This window comes from Bremerella volcania, from assembly GCF_007748115.1.
GTDB lineage: Bacteria > Planctomycetota > Planctomycetia > Pirellulales > Pirellulaceae > Bremerella > Bremerella volcania.
Genome location: NZ_CP036289.1, coordinates 5,109,713 through 5,123,052 on the forward strand (window position 1 = coordinate 5,109,713; position 13,340 = coordinate 5,123,052).

Here is a 13,340-nt window from a genome sequence, read left to right on the forward strand (position 1 = left end):
CGGCAATCCCTCAAGAGATTTACCGTTGGGCAAGTTCACACGAATCTGAACTTGTTCATCTTTTGGCTCTGCCCAAATCGTACCTTCCAACTACTCGACGAGAAGCCGAATTATTTTGATCCCAGTGCAAACGGAATCTTCCATCAAGTCGTCGAAACAGAAAGTAAGCGAGGATGAGGGGAATGGTCAAATAAGCGTCAAAAATGGCAAGGTCCGAGACAATGTGCAGCCAGCCAACGCCCGGTTCTTCCTGCCATACCGATCCGCAGTACCATCTCGCGGGAAATCCAGCAGTATCAAAGAGATGGAGAAAAAACGAACCGACGCCGCCGAGAGCCCTTCCAATTAGTTGCAACACGCTGCCCCTATCCTCCCTGAATCGAGGAACTGGTCAATGAACCCACGCAGTGCGTATTTCTTATCTGCGCGACCACCCATTGCTGACCTGCCCCCAGAGTGGTCACAGTTCCGCCGAATGGCTTCGTTTGGCATATGGTGACTCATTTTGCCTTGGGCGACAATGTCGCCTATGCTGAAAGGTAGTAAAAGCCAGTTGGCGCCCAGGTTTTGAAAATCAACATCCGCCTAACCGAGAGCTTGATGATGTTTCGTGTTTTTTTCTTGTGTCTTGCGGTTTTCCTAACACTTACCGCGATCCAAGCCGGAGAGTTCAACCCGGTTCTCTCGGTGGGGGACGTCGTCCAGCCATGGGAAAACCTGCCAGGGACTGATGGGGAACCGCATAGCTGGAAAGACCTCAAGGATAAGAAAGCGATTGTCATTGCGTTTACTTGCAATACCTGTCCCTACGCCATCGACTATCAAGATCGTCTCAAGAAGCTTGCCCGGAAGTGGGCCAGCGATGACCGAGTCGCCCTGATTGCCGTGAACTCGAACCTGATTGATGACGATTCCCTGGAAGCAATGAAAGAACGCGCCAAGGCAGAAGAGTTCACGTTCCCCTATCTCAAGGACGAGAAGCAAGAATTAGGAAAAGCCTGGGGAGCCACGCGAACCCCTGAGTTCTTCGTCATCGACAGCGAACGAAAGGTCGTCTACATGGGAGCCATGGATGACGACACCAACGCCGCGGAAGCGACGGTCAACTACGTCGACAAAGCGGTCGAAGCTACCCTGGCCGGCAAGAACCCGGAAGTTCAAGAGACGGTCGCGATTGGTTGCAACATTCGCTACAAGCGGTCGCGCCGATAAGCATGCCCCATTAATCGACGGCCACAAACTGAAACAGCTTGATGCGATTGCCGTCAGGATCGGTCGTCCCCCACTGCAGGAATCCCTCTTCGCTCATCTCGATGGGTGTGGAAGGTTCCATCAAGTAGGGCTCGATCCGTTCTCGGGCAACTGCTAAATCCTCGACCTCAAGCGCCAGACTAATTGCCGAATGATCGCGGGGTTCGTCTTCCTGCAGTTCCAGAAGCGACAGCCGCCAGCCTCGTCCGGCCAGTAAGGCATATCCCTCTTCCGCACTGCGGACGGCGGCCTTCATGTTCAATGCCGCCGTATACCACAGGATCATCGGCTGCCACTGCGCCGTCCGAATCTCAACCGCGAATAGTTCCATCGAAGGTCCCGTGAAAAAGACAATCGCTATAAGGGGCTTTTATATCGCGTCTAAATTACCATCGGCATGACGACTCGTCACGGTCACATCACGCGAGCGCGCTCGAAACGCTGCTCGAAGGCCACGTTTCCATCGACGTCACACAGTTGGAAAATGATTTCCGATTCGTCCTGCTTCGGTTCCACCAGGACATTCAAGAATCCCCCTTGTACCTTGTGGAAGCGATGGATCTTCGGGTTTCGTCCCGGCGTTCCCCCGGCGTGCGAGTTACTGGCCGCCCCCACGCTGAACTCTTTGACGCCCGTATCCGGATCGACCGAGTGGTATTGCCAGTGACGATCGCCACAGATCACGAAGAAATTGTCCGGCACGTTTTCCTGCAGCCAATGCCGGAGCTCGTTGCCTTCATGGGCGAATCCTTCGTTGGCATGGTTGTCGTTCTTCCCCTTGCGGTCGGGACCGACGATCGGCGTCGGACTGATCAGGACCTTCCAGGTCGCGTCGCTCTCTTGAACCGTCCGCTTGAACCAGGCCTTCTGCTCGGCTCCCCAAATCGTTTTGTCAGGCCCATCCTGCATCTTGTTCGGCGAGCGGAAGTCGCGGCCGTCGGTCAGCCAGATTTGCAGATCCTTACCCCAACGAAACGTTCGATACGAGTCGCTTCCCAGCGGGGCCTGCTGCCGGAAAATTCGCTGCCCCTCTTCAAACGTAACTTCCCCATACTTCTGCCCCGGCCAAGAATCGTTGTCGAGCGTGTCGTGATCGTCTTTCAGCCAATAGGTCGAAGTGTGACTTAGCGTATCGACCAGCCGCGGCAAGCTGAACATCCGCTGCCAATGCAGGTGCGCCAGATCAATCGTCATCGCGCTGGGAGCGTCGTTATCGTAGTAGACCAAATCGCCGGTCAAGGAAATGAAGTCGGGATCTTTCGCGGTCATGGAAGGATAAATCGGATGCCCATCGGGATGATCGCGATCAGGATACCCCTGGCACGTCATCACGCAAAAGCGAACCGGCTTCGCTTCCTCGGGCTTCGGTGCCGTGCGAAACGTGCCCGCGCGAAGCCCATGCTCTTGCCCCTCGACGGAAGTTTGGCACATCACATGGTACTGCGAGCCGGGCTTCAAATCCTGCAATAGAAACTGGTGAATGAAGTCCGATTCCGCATCGACCGTCACCCACTCGGTTACCGATAGGTTGTCGGGATTGAGATCGGTTCCGTAGAGCAAACGAATCTTACCAGGCTGACCGGGACAAGCCCCTTCGATCTGCTCGACCGGCGTCTTTAGGGCCTCTTCCGACTTGCCTCGCTTCTTGAAGACAATTCCGTCGTTGTTGCGCGTCGGGTTCTTCGTCAGGCGTGTCCAGACAATCGCGGTCGTGGGTGTGACCTCCCCGATGCGCAGGCCTGTGGCCTGGTAAACCAGCAACTCAACTCCTTGAGGCTCTCGAGCACTAGCCGACGCAGCCATGGCAGCGGATGCGACAGAAGACTTCAGGAAGAGACGACGATCGATGGGCAGAAAGTTGGGCATGAACGATTTCCAAAGCCAAATGGGGGAATAGACAACGGGCTGGTGCGGCGAAATTCACACAGATCGAACAATCTGGGGCTGCTCGATTTTTCCGTGTCGCAATGCCGGTAGGACATTCCTTAGAATAAAGGCAGGCCAGCCAAACCGCAAATTTCATCCCCGGAATTCCGCGGTGGCTAAAGTCATCATGCACTAAGCAGGAACAAGTGCCATGGACGCACAAGCGCAGGCATTGTGGAGCAAGATTGAAGCGTTCTCGTTCGACCAGCCCGGGGCAACGCTCACGTTTGCCGCCAGGCTCGCCCGCGAAAACGGCTGGCGACTTGGCTTCGCCCAGCGTGTGATCGACGAGTATCGCCGGTTTCTCTTCCTCTCGATGGTCGCCGGACACCCCGTAAGCCCATCCGAAGCAGTCGACCAGGCCTGGCACTTGCATCTGACGTATACCAAGTCGTACTGGCAAGCGCTTTGCGGCGAGATATTACCGCGTCCTCTGCATCATTGCCCCACGCAAGGACGCCGGGAAGAAACCGAGAAGTTCGACGACTGGTACACGAAGACCCTGGCAAGCTACCAGTCCTATTTCGGCCAGGCTCCTCCCTCGGATATCTGGCCACCCGTCGGCGAGCAATTTGAGTCGGTCGTCGATAGCCGCTGGGTCAACCAGAATGAGTACTTCATCATCCCTCGCAATCCGCTTAAGTGGCTGGCGTTGATTCTGCTGGTGCTGCTGCCGATGGTATGCCTGGGTGGCTGCCAGGCGGATCCCGTGGCGACCGTTTCCCCACTCGATTTCGATGGGCCAACGTTCCTCAAATTCTATGCGATTGCCGGGGGGATCTTCCTGGTGATTGCACTCGGCATTCGTTTTCTGATGCCGATTCCCGATCCCCCCATCCCAGTCGAAATCGACGATCCGAGCCTCGCCGCTTACCTTGCCCAAGGGCCCAGGGGACTGGTGATCGCCACCATCGCCAAGCTCATCCAAGATCGCAAAATCGAACTGGCCGAAGGGAGCTACTCAGGTGGTCGCGTCGAGAAACAATTGGTGCCCCTCAATGCACCAGACACGGGCGCATCGACGTTGGAACATCACGTTTACCACGAGGTGAAGAACTCCGGTAAAGACAATCTCCAAACGGTAGTCGCCAACTCGATTCCGATCGCCAAGGAAACAGGCGCCAAGCTGACCGAAATGGGGCTCTTCGAGCCGAACCCCTACGAGCCTATCGCACGGCGGTGGGTCCCTTCGTTGATCATGCTGGGGGTCTTTGGGTTGGGGTGTGCCAAGCTCGTTATCGGCATCACGCGCGAGAAGCCCATTTTCTTCCTGTTGCTGATGGTCTTTGCCGCGTTGGTTAGTTGCATCTGGCTCGCCGTTCGTCGCGGTCGTACTTCCAGAGGCAACGCGATTCTCTCGGAGTGGCAAGAGGAACACGCGCATCTCAACCCGATGGCACCAGGCTCAAGCATTACGACAGCGGACGACTACTTCCTGGCCGCCGGGCTCTTCGGCATTACCGCTTTCGCCTCCGGCGACCTCTATCCGCTTTCGGAAGAATTCCGCGCAGCACAAAACTCTGGTTGGGGAGGTTTCGGCGGGGGCTGTGGAGGCGATTCGGGTTGCGGTGGTGGAGGCTGTGGCAGTGGCTGCGGCGGGGGAGGTTGTGGAGGATGCGGAGGAGACTAACCAGGCCTGTAACTGAAAGGAGACGGCCATGATGCAAACGGAAATCACGTACATCTGCAACGCGTGTGGCGAGGACATCGTCATCCCGCTCGACCCATCGCAAGGGAGCGAACAACAGTTCGTGGAAGACTGCCCGGTGTGTTGTCGACCGCACGTGATTCATATTCAAATTGATCCGAACGGCGAAGCAACGGCCTGGGCTGAACCCGAGCAAGACTACGACTAGCTCTTTTTGCGTAGGCGCTCGCTTTCTCCGAAAGCACCACGATTAACCCACAAAGACCTTGCCATGGATCAACCCATTCACCCAGGTACCATAGGGAAAACCGTGGGAGCACTTCGTCCCGCTGGTCACGTCGAGATCCACGGCCACACACACAACGCCCGCAGCGAGATGGATTGGATCGACGATGGGCAAGAGGTTGTGGTGACCCGTCGAAGTTCGAACAGCCTGATTGTCCGGACGCGACAAGACGGAGAGGAGGTTTCCATCGACGATCGCATTGACCTGACCCAGCCCATCGCCGCCGAGGACGATGTGGATCTTACGGCCCCTCCCTCGGTCGTCGAGAAGGTAAATCCTCTTTACTGGAGCATGGGCCTGGCATGCGTTGTCGGCAGCATTGCGATGTGGATGGGAACGCCGATCGATTTCGGGATCATCCTTGTGCCGATCTGCGGCGTCCTCTCAGGCGTCATTTATCGATGGACGATTGGCTCCGCGGCGGAATCGACAGCGCCCCGTGAAGACCATCGCACGCTGGCGAGAGCCCTGGCGTACGCGATGATCGGAATGACGATAGCCGGGGCGTTTTTTGGCGTCGCGATCTTCGGAAACTTCGCCGCGTTGTCAATTGGCCTCGTAGCAGGAACCTTCTTCGGTGCTGCCATGTGTTGGCTGCTGATTCTGTTTACGCACGCGTTTTAAGTCGTTACACATCCATCTCGACTTGCTGCGGCTTCCAGATGTCGAACAGAACACTTAACAGCACCGGCACCAGGAACATCGTGAAGACGGTCGAGACGACCAGTCCACCTACCACGACGGCACCCAGGCCGCGGTACAGCTCGCTTCCTGAACCTGGCATCAACACCAGCGGTAACATGCCGCCTACCGAGGTCAGCGTGCTCATCAGAATCGGTCGCACGCGGCTTTCGACGCTCTTGGCGATCGCTTCACGTGGCGACAGATCACTCACGTCGTCCCCCTCTTCACTTCGTCCCTGCAGGAAGTTGATCGTCTGGTAGACGATCAGAATCGCGTTATTCACCACCACCCCGGCCAGGATCACAAAGCCCAGGATCGTGAGGACGTCCATGTTCTGGACCGGCATGTAACGATCGGCGACGCTCCACTGATGAACCAAGGCCAACCCAGCAAACCCACCCAAGAGAGCCAGCGGAACGCTCACCATGATCACCAGCGGATAGGACCAACTCTGGAACAACACCACCATCAACAGGTAAACGATCACCAAGGCTAAGAAGAGCGAGCTGAATAGCGTTCCTAGGATCGTTCCGTCCCCCATTAGTGCCTGGCGAATCTGAGCAAGCTGCCCGGCCGAACCGGCCAGTTGCATGTCGACATCGGGCGAGATGGCTCCTGCTTCCCGCAGATTCGCAACGGTCGTATGAACCTCGTTGATGGCCTCTTGCAGCGGCAACCCTTGGGGTGGCGTGAACTGCAGCGTCACGGCGCGTCGGCGGTCGACGTGCTTGATCTGGTCGGCAGCTTCGACGCGTTCCGGTGTCGCGAGGCTCTCCAGATCGACCACCGAACCGCTCGGCGTGGCGATCGGCGAATTGAACATCGCGTTGGTCGGATCGCTCTCGAGTGCTTCGATGTTGACGATCTTCAAGTCCTTCAGTTCCCCGCCGACGTCGAAAGACCGTGGCAGCAAGATCCCATCCCCACTTGCCGCCACGGCCAGTCCAATATCGCGCCGAGTCATGTTCACGTCTTGCAGGCGTTCATCATTTGGAGTGATCCGAATTTCCGGCGTCGGCAGCGAGAAATTCACCGGTTCTGGGGTCACGCTGTACGGTCCGTACTTTTCCATCAGCGTGCCTAGCAGGGCCCCTGCCGCACCACTGACGCGATCCAGGTCATCACCCACCAGGTCGATCTTGATGGCCGAGCCCGTCGTACCGCCGGTGCGGAACAGCGGCATCTGGAACGCGAAGTTGATCACCCCTGGCGCCTGATCGCCACCCGCCGCCGCGGTGAAAAGCGGAAGCGTGTCGACGACCTTTTCCTTATCCTTCGAGATGGCGACTTGAAACACGCGGCCATCCCAGGCAACCAGGAAGTAGTGATCCAAAGGTGGTGGCATCACCATCTCGTCCGAGCCCATCATCGGTACCGGCTGACGCTTGTCCTCGCCGTCCCACTCACCGCCGCGAACTACGGCCTCGGCTCCGAACTTGTCGCCGGCCGCTTCCCAGGCGGGCTTGATTTTGGATTCCATGCGAGCACCAATCTCGGAGAGCTGCTCGACGTTGTACCCAGGTGGAGGAAGCAACATCCCCAGCACGATATTGCGATTACCGGTCGGAAGATAATCGAGTGGGGGCACCAAGAGCCAAATGCCCACGATCGTCGCGACGCCAAACCCACCAATCACCAGCAAGCGGGTCGTCCAATTGCCGATCAATGCGTAGACCGTATTGCCCACCATCGCCGGTACGTCGGTCAGCGCGACCAAAAGCTTCCAGACGCGTGCCCCGAATGTCTTTGGCTTGGCGTCGGGATTCTTCATCACCGCCGACTCGTGAGCATGCTGCTGAATCGATTTCGCTTTAAGCCACTGCCCAGCGGCCGAAGGAATGACGGTCGTCGAGACGATGAAGCTCACCCCCACCGCGGCCATGATCGCCAAGGCAATGTCGCGGAAAAGTTGCCCGGCTTGTTCTTCAATCAACAGAATCGGAAAAAAGACCACCAGCGTCGTCAGCGTGGAAGCGAGCACCGCTCCGGAGACTTCCTGCGTTCCATCGACGGCCGCCTTGGTAGCCGACTTGCCCATTTCGATGTGGCGGAAGATGTTCTCGATCACGACGATCGCATTATCGACCACCATCCCCACGGCGAACGCCATCCCGGCCAGCGAGATGATATTCATCGAGCGCCCGAGCGCCACCATCACCACCACCGCAATGACGGTCGAAATGGGAATCGCAATCGCAATGATCCCAATCGTGCGCAGCGACCGCAGAAACAGAAGCAGCGTCAGAACGGCCAGCAAGCTACCCATCAAGATATTGCTTTCGACCAGGGCAATCGCATCGACCACGTACGTAGTGGCGTCGTAGGTTTGCACCAGCTCAAGCGTACCGTTGACACCCAGCCGCTTCGCCTCTTGCTCCAGCACACCGCCGGGCTTGTTCAGCTCGTCGAGTTCCTGCTTGATCCCGTCCATGGTCTCCAACAGATTCCCGCCACTTTCCAGCATGAAGCTGAAGAAGGGCATCGTTTGACCGCGGGCCCGCACCCATTCGGTCATCTCCTTATGGGCTTCCTGAACGGTCGCCACGTCTCGCAGATAGATGGGTCCAGTTTGCTCGCGTCGAATCACCAGGCTCTCGACCCATTGGGCGTCGCGAAATCGGCCGACGCTTCGCACGCGAATGTCGCTCTTCCCTTCCGGCAGCTTGCCGCCCGAGAAGTTGCCGTTGTTGTACTGCAGGGCGTTAACCAGTTCCTGGTAGGTAATCCCCCGCTGCGATAGCGCCACTGGATCGACACGGATTTGCACTTCCTTCTCGCGGGCACCTCGGATGCCGACCTGGGAAACGCCGGGGATTCGCTCGAAACGGGGACGCAACCGGCGCTCCATGAAGTCGTACAAAGTGGTTGCGTCGAAGTTCGGGTCGGTCGATGCCAGCCCGATCCAAGCGATGTAGTCGACCGATTCGGGATCGAAGTCTTCGACCTGCGGTTGATCGACTTCAGCAGGATAGCCGGAAACTTCCGACAGCTTCTGATCGACTTCGGCCATCGCCTCGTCGATGTTCGTGCCGGTCATGAATTCAAGACGGATCTGGCCCGAACCTGGCTGGCTGATGCTGGTCATCGAAACGAGCCCGGAAAGATCGCCGAGCCGCTGCTCCTGTTCTTCGACCACGTCCGACTCAATCTCTTGGGCCGACGCGTTTTCCCAGTAGGTCATCACGGAAACGACGACCGACTCGACCTCCGGCGTCATCCGAATGGGCATTCGCGTGAATGCCAGGACACCGGCCATGATGCTGAGAATCACTCCCACCGCGACCGTGATGGGCTGCCTGACCGCGAGCGTGATGAAGTTCATAGGGAAGTCCTCAGGGTGTCAACTTAAGTGCGTCAGACAGTCGTCGCTTAGCGAGACTTCGTCGTCAGATTCACGGCCGTGGTGGAACCGACCGGAGGTTCCTTCGAAACCGCGATTGGCGTGCCTGGGAACAGCCGCTCGTTTCCTTCGATCACCACCATGTCTCCTTCGGCCAGCTGAGGCGATTCGACGACAGCCAGGCTGCCGGTTTCGAATTTCACTTTCACCGAAGTCCGCACAGCCGTGGTCTGGCCTTCGTTTTCAACCGCCTTGAAGACATACGCCATCCCGGTCGAGCGAATGATGGCATCCTTGGGGACCGTCAACGATGGCTGGGCAGGCCCAGTCGGCAGCCAGGCTTCGACCGACATCCCCGGGGCAAGCACCGCGTCCTGGGCATCAAGCGTCAGCACAAACTGAAACGTTCGCGTGCGCGGGTGAACTTCATGCACGCGTTTGGCCGAGGCCGAAACGAACTTGCGATCGGTCCCCACAATGTGCACCGACACCTGCTGGGCGTACTGCGAGACGATGCCCGCGTAGCGTTCGGGAATCTCCAACCAGGCTTCGACCTGGCCGGTCGAGACCAGCGTGACGAACGGCTCGCCTGCCCGAATCCATTCGCCTGGCTCGGTGTGCCGCATGATCACCTGGCCGTCGTACGGAGCACGCACGATCGTGTCATCCAGACGCACTTGAATCAGATCCAACTGGCGGCGAATCTCGTCCAGACGACGCCGATCGGTGGCCAGCTTGGCCTGGGCAATGGTCAGTTCGGTTTCGCTGCGCTCGTGCTGCTGTTTGGAAATGGCATTGTTGCGAATCAGCGTGGCCGAGCGATCCATGTCCAGGTTCGCCTGGCGAAGCTCCGCTTCCCGCTGGGTAATCAACGCCTCGGCGGTTCCGAATGCGGCTTCGAGTTCCCCCTTCTGGGCTTCCAGACGGCGAGAATCAATACGGGCGATCACGTCATCCTTTTTCACCGTCGCTCCTTCGCGAACGGTGACCTCCAGCACACGGCCATCTTCCAGGGCAGCCACGTCCCCCCGAGCAACCGCTTTCAAGCTGCCGGTGAAACGGCGATGCGGTTCGACGGTCTGCCGGGTCACCGGCACCGCCCGAACAGCGGTCGGGGGCATCTGAGCCAACGCGGGAGAAACCACCAACGCCAATCCGGCGAGCGTCATCAGGATGATTCGCATACCCTTCTCCATCTCCACTGCTGTCAAATTAGTAGACCAGTCGTCTATATGTGATGCCAAACGTACTCGGTTGGTTTCAGCCCGCCTGCTTCAGTAATACTTGGAAGACAAAATGCAGGAACTGGTTCACGGGCCGAATGTGATTATCTACCTGAACGCGAATCATTGCCCCCTCAAAGGAGTAAACAATAAATTCGGCCAGCGCTTCCGGATCGTGCGACGAGTCAATCTCACCTGCCTGTTGAGCTTCACGCAGGCAATCGGTCATGATGACCCGCCACTGGTCCCATCCCTGACGCACCGCAAGGCGTAGGGGTTCGCTCAAGGAAGACAATTCTAAAGCTAGCTTACAAATCAAGCATTCCTGCCGCAATTCCCGCGAGTTAATATCGTCGCGAGCCCAAATGAAGTATTGCTCCAACCTATTTAGGGGGCTTAACTTCGGGTCGGTTAAAGCTTGGCGAAGTTTTTCGGTGTTCTCGACCACCGAAGCCTCGATGACCGCCACCCCCAACTCTTCTTTCGATTTGAAGAAGTGGTAGAACGAGCCCTTGGGTACGCCGGCGTCGGTCAGAATCTCGTTCAAACCGACCCCGTTGTAGCTTTTGGCAATCATCGCCTTACGGCCTGCCTCGATGATTTCGTTTTTCGTTTCATTGCCCACTTGCTGGTTACCTCTGCTCACTTTGGGGTGCTTGGCCAATATTAGACCAGTCGTCTAGTAGCGTCAAGTGATGAAATTCACCCAGAAGCCATTCAGGCTCAAAGCGACCGCCGGTCGTAACAAGTGCTAAGAAATTCCGTAGCAATAATGCGTGAGTTCGTGACGCCTCGTTCAAGGAAAAGACTTTGCCCGAGGAACCAGCCCAACAGCCAGTCGCGGTATCGACACATTTCCTGCTGGGGGATAGATTGAAACCAAACGTGTTTGGCCATCGATACTCACCCGCGATTGCTTCTGGCATATGGAAGAAACGGACCTCATTGAACGAATGTTGCGGGCCATTCGTCGGGTCATCTTGAAGACTTCCCAGTACTCTCGATCGCTAGCCCGAAACTCGGGCCTGACGCTTCCTCAGCTGTTGTGCTTGCGAGCCATTCGCGACCTGTCGCAGGAACAGGACGAAGTGACCGCCGCCCAGGTTTCCAGCCGCGTAGGTCTTGCCGCTCCCACCGTTTCCCGCATCTTGGAACGCATGGAACGAGGTCAACTCATCGAGCGTATACGCAACAGCCCCGACCGGCGCCGCGTCTTGATTCACTTGACCGAGACGGGCAAACAGAAGCTGGACGGCATTCCAACCCCTTTGCAGGAACAGTTCGTCAATCGCCTCTTGTCGCTGCAGGAAGACGAGGTGCGAGGCCTGGTCACGTCGCTCGAGCAAGTGGTCGAACTGATGGAAGCTGCCGACCTGGATGCCGAACCGGTGATCTCCGCGGAGTATGAACCCCGCGAAGACCGATCACGGCTGAATTAAGATTCATGGTCGATAGCTCAAGAACGTCGGCCTAGGCTCTGTTCCACCAAATGGTGCTTCGAGCGGATTCTCGACACTGTTGAAGACCAGGAACAAGTTGGTCCTTGGATACGGACTTAAGTTTCCAACCGAAGCGTGCATCGTATTGCAGTCGAACATGACTGCCGAACCAGGCCCACCTTTGGGCGCGACGATCTCGCCTTGCTCGACTAGCAGGTGAAGCGCCTCGCGGCTGGGAACGCCGTACTCTTGATTCTTCAACGAACTACGGAAGTGCTCGTCCGGTGTTTCGCCCACGCAGCGGACGTACGACTTATGCGATCCGCTGACCAACATCAGCGGACCGTTGAACTCGTCATTCTCGGTCAGGCTGATCGAGATACTGACCGCACGCATGCGGGGCATTCCATCTTCCATGTGCCAAGTTTCAAAGTCGGAATGCCAGAAAAATTCTTTACCTTGAAAGGCCGGCTTGAAGTTGATCCGCGATTGATGGAGATAGACGTCGCTGCCCAGGATTTGGCGGGCGACGGCTACAATGCTCTCGTCGCGGCATACCTTGGCAAAGTACTCGTTGTCCTGGTGGACGCGAAAGATGGAGCGGATCTCTTGGCTGGTCGGTTCGGAGATCACGTGATCGAGATTGGGATCGAGCGTACTTTGAAGATAACGTGCCTCGGCTAATAAACTCCGAGCACGATTCGTGCTGACCAGTTGGGGCAGCGCCGAGTAGCCCCTATCTTCAAAGTCCGACAACTGTTGCCGGGAGAGCGGCCCAGAAGCATCCCAATCCCAAACAACCGGGTCCAGGCGAGGAGCCAACTCCCAAGAGTTACCAAAACGCGATGCGTACGGGTCGGTATCAAGCGAAGATGTTTGCGGCATGATCCTTCAAAAAAGAATAGTGGGTTCGTGATTCGTGGGTTCGACGGTCCCTGAGACAGCATCCGTTTTCAGGGTGGTCGCGATCCGGTCCAGGACCGTCACGATTCATGACGCATGTCCCAGCGGCTCGTGGGGGAGCCGCCAGGAATTGCATGATGCGCCGGGCTTTGGCTTAGCTATCGGTCGCAGCCGGATAGACGCCATTTTCGTCGTGAACTTCATTGCCTACCACAGGTGGATTGAACACGCATACCATGCGGGTATCGACGTGGGCAGTCAGCAAGTGTTTGTCGTTCTTATCCAGGGCATAAACGGTGCCTGGCTTGATCTCGAACTTCTCGCCGCTGGGCACCAGTTCGACGGTCGCATGCCCTTCGATGCAGTAGACCGCTTCGAGATGGTTCTGGTAGTGAATCGGGGTCGTGGTCCCTTCTCGTAAGATCGTGTCATGCAGCGAAAACCCCATCTTGTCGCCGGCCAATAGAAGACGACGGCTATTCCAGTTCCCCCCTTCAACGTCTCGCTCCGTCCCTTTGATCTCGTCTAAGCTACGTACCAGCATGTTGGATATTCTCCTATGTCTATGATGAATTGGATGTTGTTTTATATCATGAGTGGCCCAGAAAGAAATTTCTCTGGGCCACTCGTAAAGGCCACT

At 57.2% G+C, this 13,340-nt stretch carries 13 protein-coding genes; 5 read left to right on the forward strand and 8 right to left on the reverse strand.

Going from position 1 to position 13,340, the window contains the following annotated elements:
• Positions 1-55 precede the first annotated feature (55 nt).
• Positions 56-358, reverse strand: a complete 303-nt coding sequence (locus Pan97_RS27230; RefSeq protein WP_449240245.1) for a hypothetical protein — start codon at positions 356-358, stop codon at positions 56-58.
• 242 nt (positions 359-600) lie between these two features.
• On the opposite strand from Pan97_RS27230, the gene Pan97_RS20280 reads away from it, so the two are divergent.
• Entirely contained in the window at positions 601-1,212 is a 612-nt protein-coding gene (locus tag Pan97_RS20280) for a thioredoxin family protein (RefSeq protein WP_144975791.1), read from the forward strand.
• A gap of 10 nt (positions 1,213-1,222) precedes the next feature.
• Here Pan97_RS20280 and Pan97_RS20285 read toward each other — a convergent pair whose 3' ends face one another.
• Both Pan97_RS20285 and Pan97_RS20290 read right to left on the reverse strand, forming a co-directional pair.
• Positions 1,223-1,582 (reverse strand): VOC family protein, encoded by a 360-nt coding sequence (locus tag Pan97_RS20285; protein ID WP_144975793.1) that lies wholly within the window; start codon positions 1,580-1,582, stop codon positions 1,223-1,225.
• Between the two features lie 83 nt (positions 1,583-1,665).
• Positions 1,666-3,117, reverse strand: a complete 1,452-nt coding sequence (locus tag Pan97_RS20290) for an alkaline phosphatase D family protein (protein ID WP_196782166.1) — start codon at positions 3,115-3,117, stop codon at positions 1,666-1,668.
• A 211-nt stretch (positions 3,118-3,328) separates the two neighbouring features.
• Here Pan97_RS20290 and Pan97_RS26350 point away from each other — a divergent pair, with 211 nt between their 5' ends.
• The 3 genes from Pan97_RS26350 (at position 3,329) to Pan97_RS20305 (ending at position 5,735) form a co-directional block, all read left to right on the forward strand.
• Positions 3,329-4,807, forward strand: coding sequence for a TIGR04222 domain-containing membrane protein (locus Pan97_RS26350; RefSeq protein WP_165698871.1), 1,479 nt, complete (start codon positions 3,329-3,331; stop codon positions 4,805-4,807).
• Between the two features lie 28 nt (positions 4,808-4,835).
• Positions 4,836-5,033 (forward strand): CPXCG motif-containing cysteine-rich protein, encoded by a 198-nt coding sequence (locus tag Pan97_RS20300; protein ID WP_241676323.1) that lies wholly within the window; start codon positions 4,836-4,838, stop codon positions 5,031-5,033.
• Positions 5,034-5,096: 63 nt separating this feature from the next.
• Positions 5,097-5,735, forward strand: a complete 639-nt coding sequence (locus tag Pan97_RS20305) for an NfeD family protein (RefSeq protein WP_144975795.1) — start codon at positions 5,097-5,099, stop codon at positions 5,733-5,735.
• Positions 5,736-5,739: 4 nt separating this feature from the next.
• On the opposite strand, the gene Pan97_RS20310 is transcribed toward Pan97_RS20305, so the two are convergent.
• From Pan97_RS20310 to Pan97_RS20320, 3 genes are all read right to left on the reverse strand, one after another.
• Positions 5,740-9,117 carry an efflux RND transporter permease subunit gene (locus Pan97_RS20310; protein WP_144975797.1) on the reverse strand — a complete coding sequence of 1,126 codons (3,378 nt, stop codon included), beginning with the start codon at positions 9,115-9,117 and terminating at the stop codon, positions 5,740-5,742.
• A 47-nt stretch (positions 9,118-9,164) separates the two neighbouring features.
• Entirely contained in the window at positions 9,165-10,319 is a 1,155-nt protein-coding gene (locus Pan97_RS20315) for an efflux RND transporter periplasmic adaptor subunit (RefSeq protein ID WP_165698872.1), read from the reverse strand.
• A 76-nt stretch (positions 10,320-10,395) separates the two neighbouring features.
• A complete protein-coding gene (locus tag Pan97_RS20320; RefSeq protein ID WP_144975801.1) occupies positions 10,396-10,983 on the reverse strand; it encodes a TetR/AcrR family transcriptional regulator in 588 nt (195 codons plus the stop codon).
• Positions 10,984-11,284: 301 nt separating this feature from the next.
• Here Pan97_RS20320 and Pan97_RS20325 point away from each other — a divergent pair, with 301 nt between their 5' ends.
• Positions 11,285-11,797: a MarR family winged helix-turn-helix transcriptional regulator gene (locus tag Pan97_RS20325; RefSeq protein ID WP_144975802.1), complete on the forward strand. Its 513-nt coding sequence runs from the start codon at positions 11,285-11,287 to the stop codon at positions 11,795-11,797.
• A gap of 3 nt (positions 11,798-11,800) precedes the next feature.
• Here Pan97_RS20325 and thpD read toward each other — a convergent pair whose 3' ends face one another.
• Together thpD and Pan97_RS20335 are read right to left on the reverse strand one after the other, a co-directional pair.
• Complete coding sequence (gene thpD / locus Pan97_RS20330; RefSeq protein WP_144975804.1) at positions 11,801-12,682, reverse strand: ectoine hydroxylase; 882 nt, start codon at positions 12,680-12,682, stop codon at positions 11,801-11,803.
• Between the two features lie 172 nt (positions 12,683-12,854).
• Complete coding sequence (locus Pan97_RS20335) at positions 12,855-13,244, reverse strand: ectoine synthase (RefSeq protein ID WP_144975806.1); 390 nt, start codon at positions 13,242-13,244, stop codon at positions 12,855-12,857.
• Between the last annotated feature and the right edge of the window lie 96 nt (positions 13,245-13,340).

Bases quoted from the DNA above. Each gene is read 5' to 3' on its own strand.
- Pan97_RS20290 (WP_196782166.1), bottom strand. From the start codon at position 3,117: ATGCCCAACTTTCTGCCCATCGATCGTCGTCTCTTCCTGAAGTCTTCT.
- Pan97_RS20335 (WP_144975806.1), bottom strand. From the start codon at position 13,244: ATGCTGGTACGTAGCTTAGACGAGATCAAAGGGACGGAGCGAGACGTT.
- Pan97_RS20310 (WP_144975797.1), bottom strand. From the start codon at position 9,117: ATGAACTTCATCACGCTCGCGGTCAGGCAGCCCATCACGGTCGCGGTG.
- Pan97_RS20315 (WP_165698872.1), bottom strand. From the start codon at position 10,319: ATGCGAATCATCCTGATGACGCTCGCCGGATTGGCGTTGGTGGTTTCT.
- Pan97_RS20285 (WP_144975793.1), bottom strand. From the start codon at position 1,582: ATGGAACTATTCGCGGTTGAGATTCGGACGGCGCAGTGGCAGCCGATG.
- thpD (WP_144975804.1), bottom strand. From the start codon at position 12,682: ATGCCGCAAACATCTTCGCTTGATACCGACCCGTACGCATCGCGTTTT.
- Pan97_RS20325 (WP_144975802.1), top strand. From the start codon at position 11,285: ATGGAAGAAACGGACCTCATTGAACGAATGTTGCGGGCCATTCGTCGG.
- Pan97_RS20300 (WP_241676323.1), top strand. From the start codon at position 4,836: ATGATGCAAACGGAAATCACGTACATCTGCAACGCGTGTGGCGAGGAC.
- Pan97_RS26350 (WP_165698871.1), top strand. From the start codon at position 3,329: ATGGACGCACAAGCGCAGGCATTGTGGAGCAAGATTGAAGCGTTCTCG.
- Pan97_RS20280 (WP_144975791.1), top strand. From the start codon at position 601: ATGATGTTTCGTGTTTTTTTCTTGTGTCTTGCGGTTTTCCTAACACTT.
- Pan97_RS20305 (WP_144975795.1), top strand. From the start codon at position 5,097: ATGGATCAACCCATTCACCCAGGTACCATAGGGAAAACCGTGGGAGCA.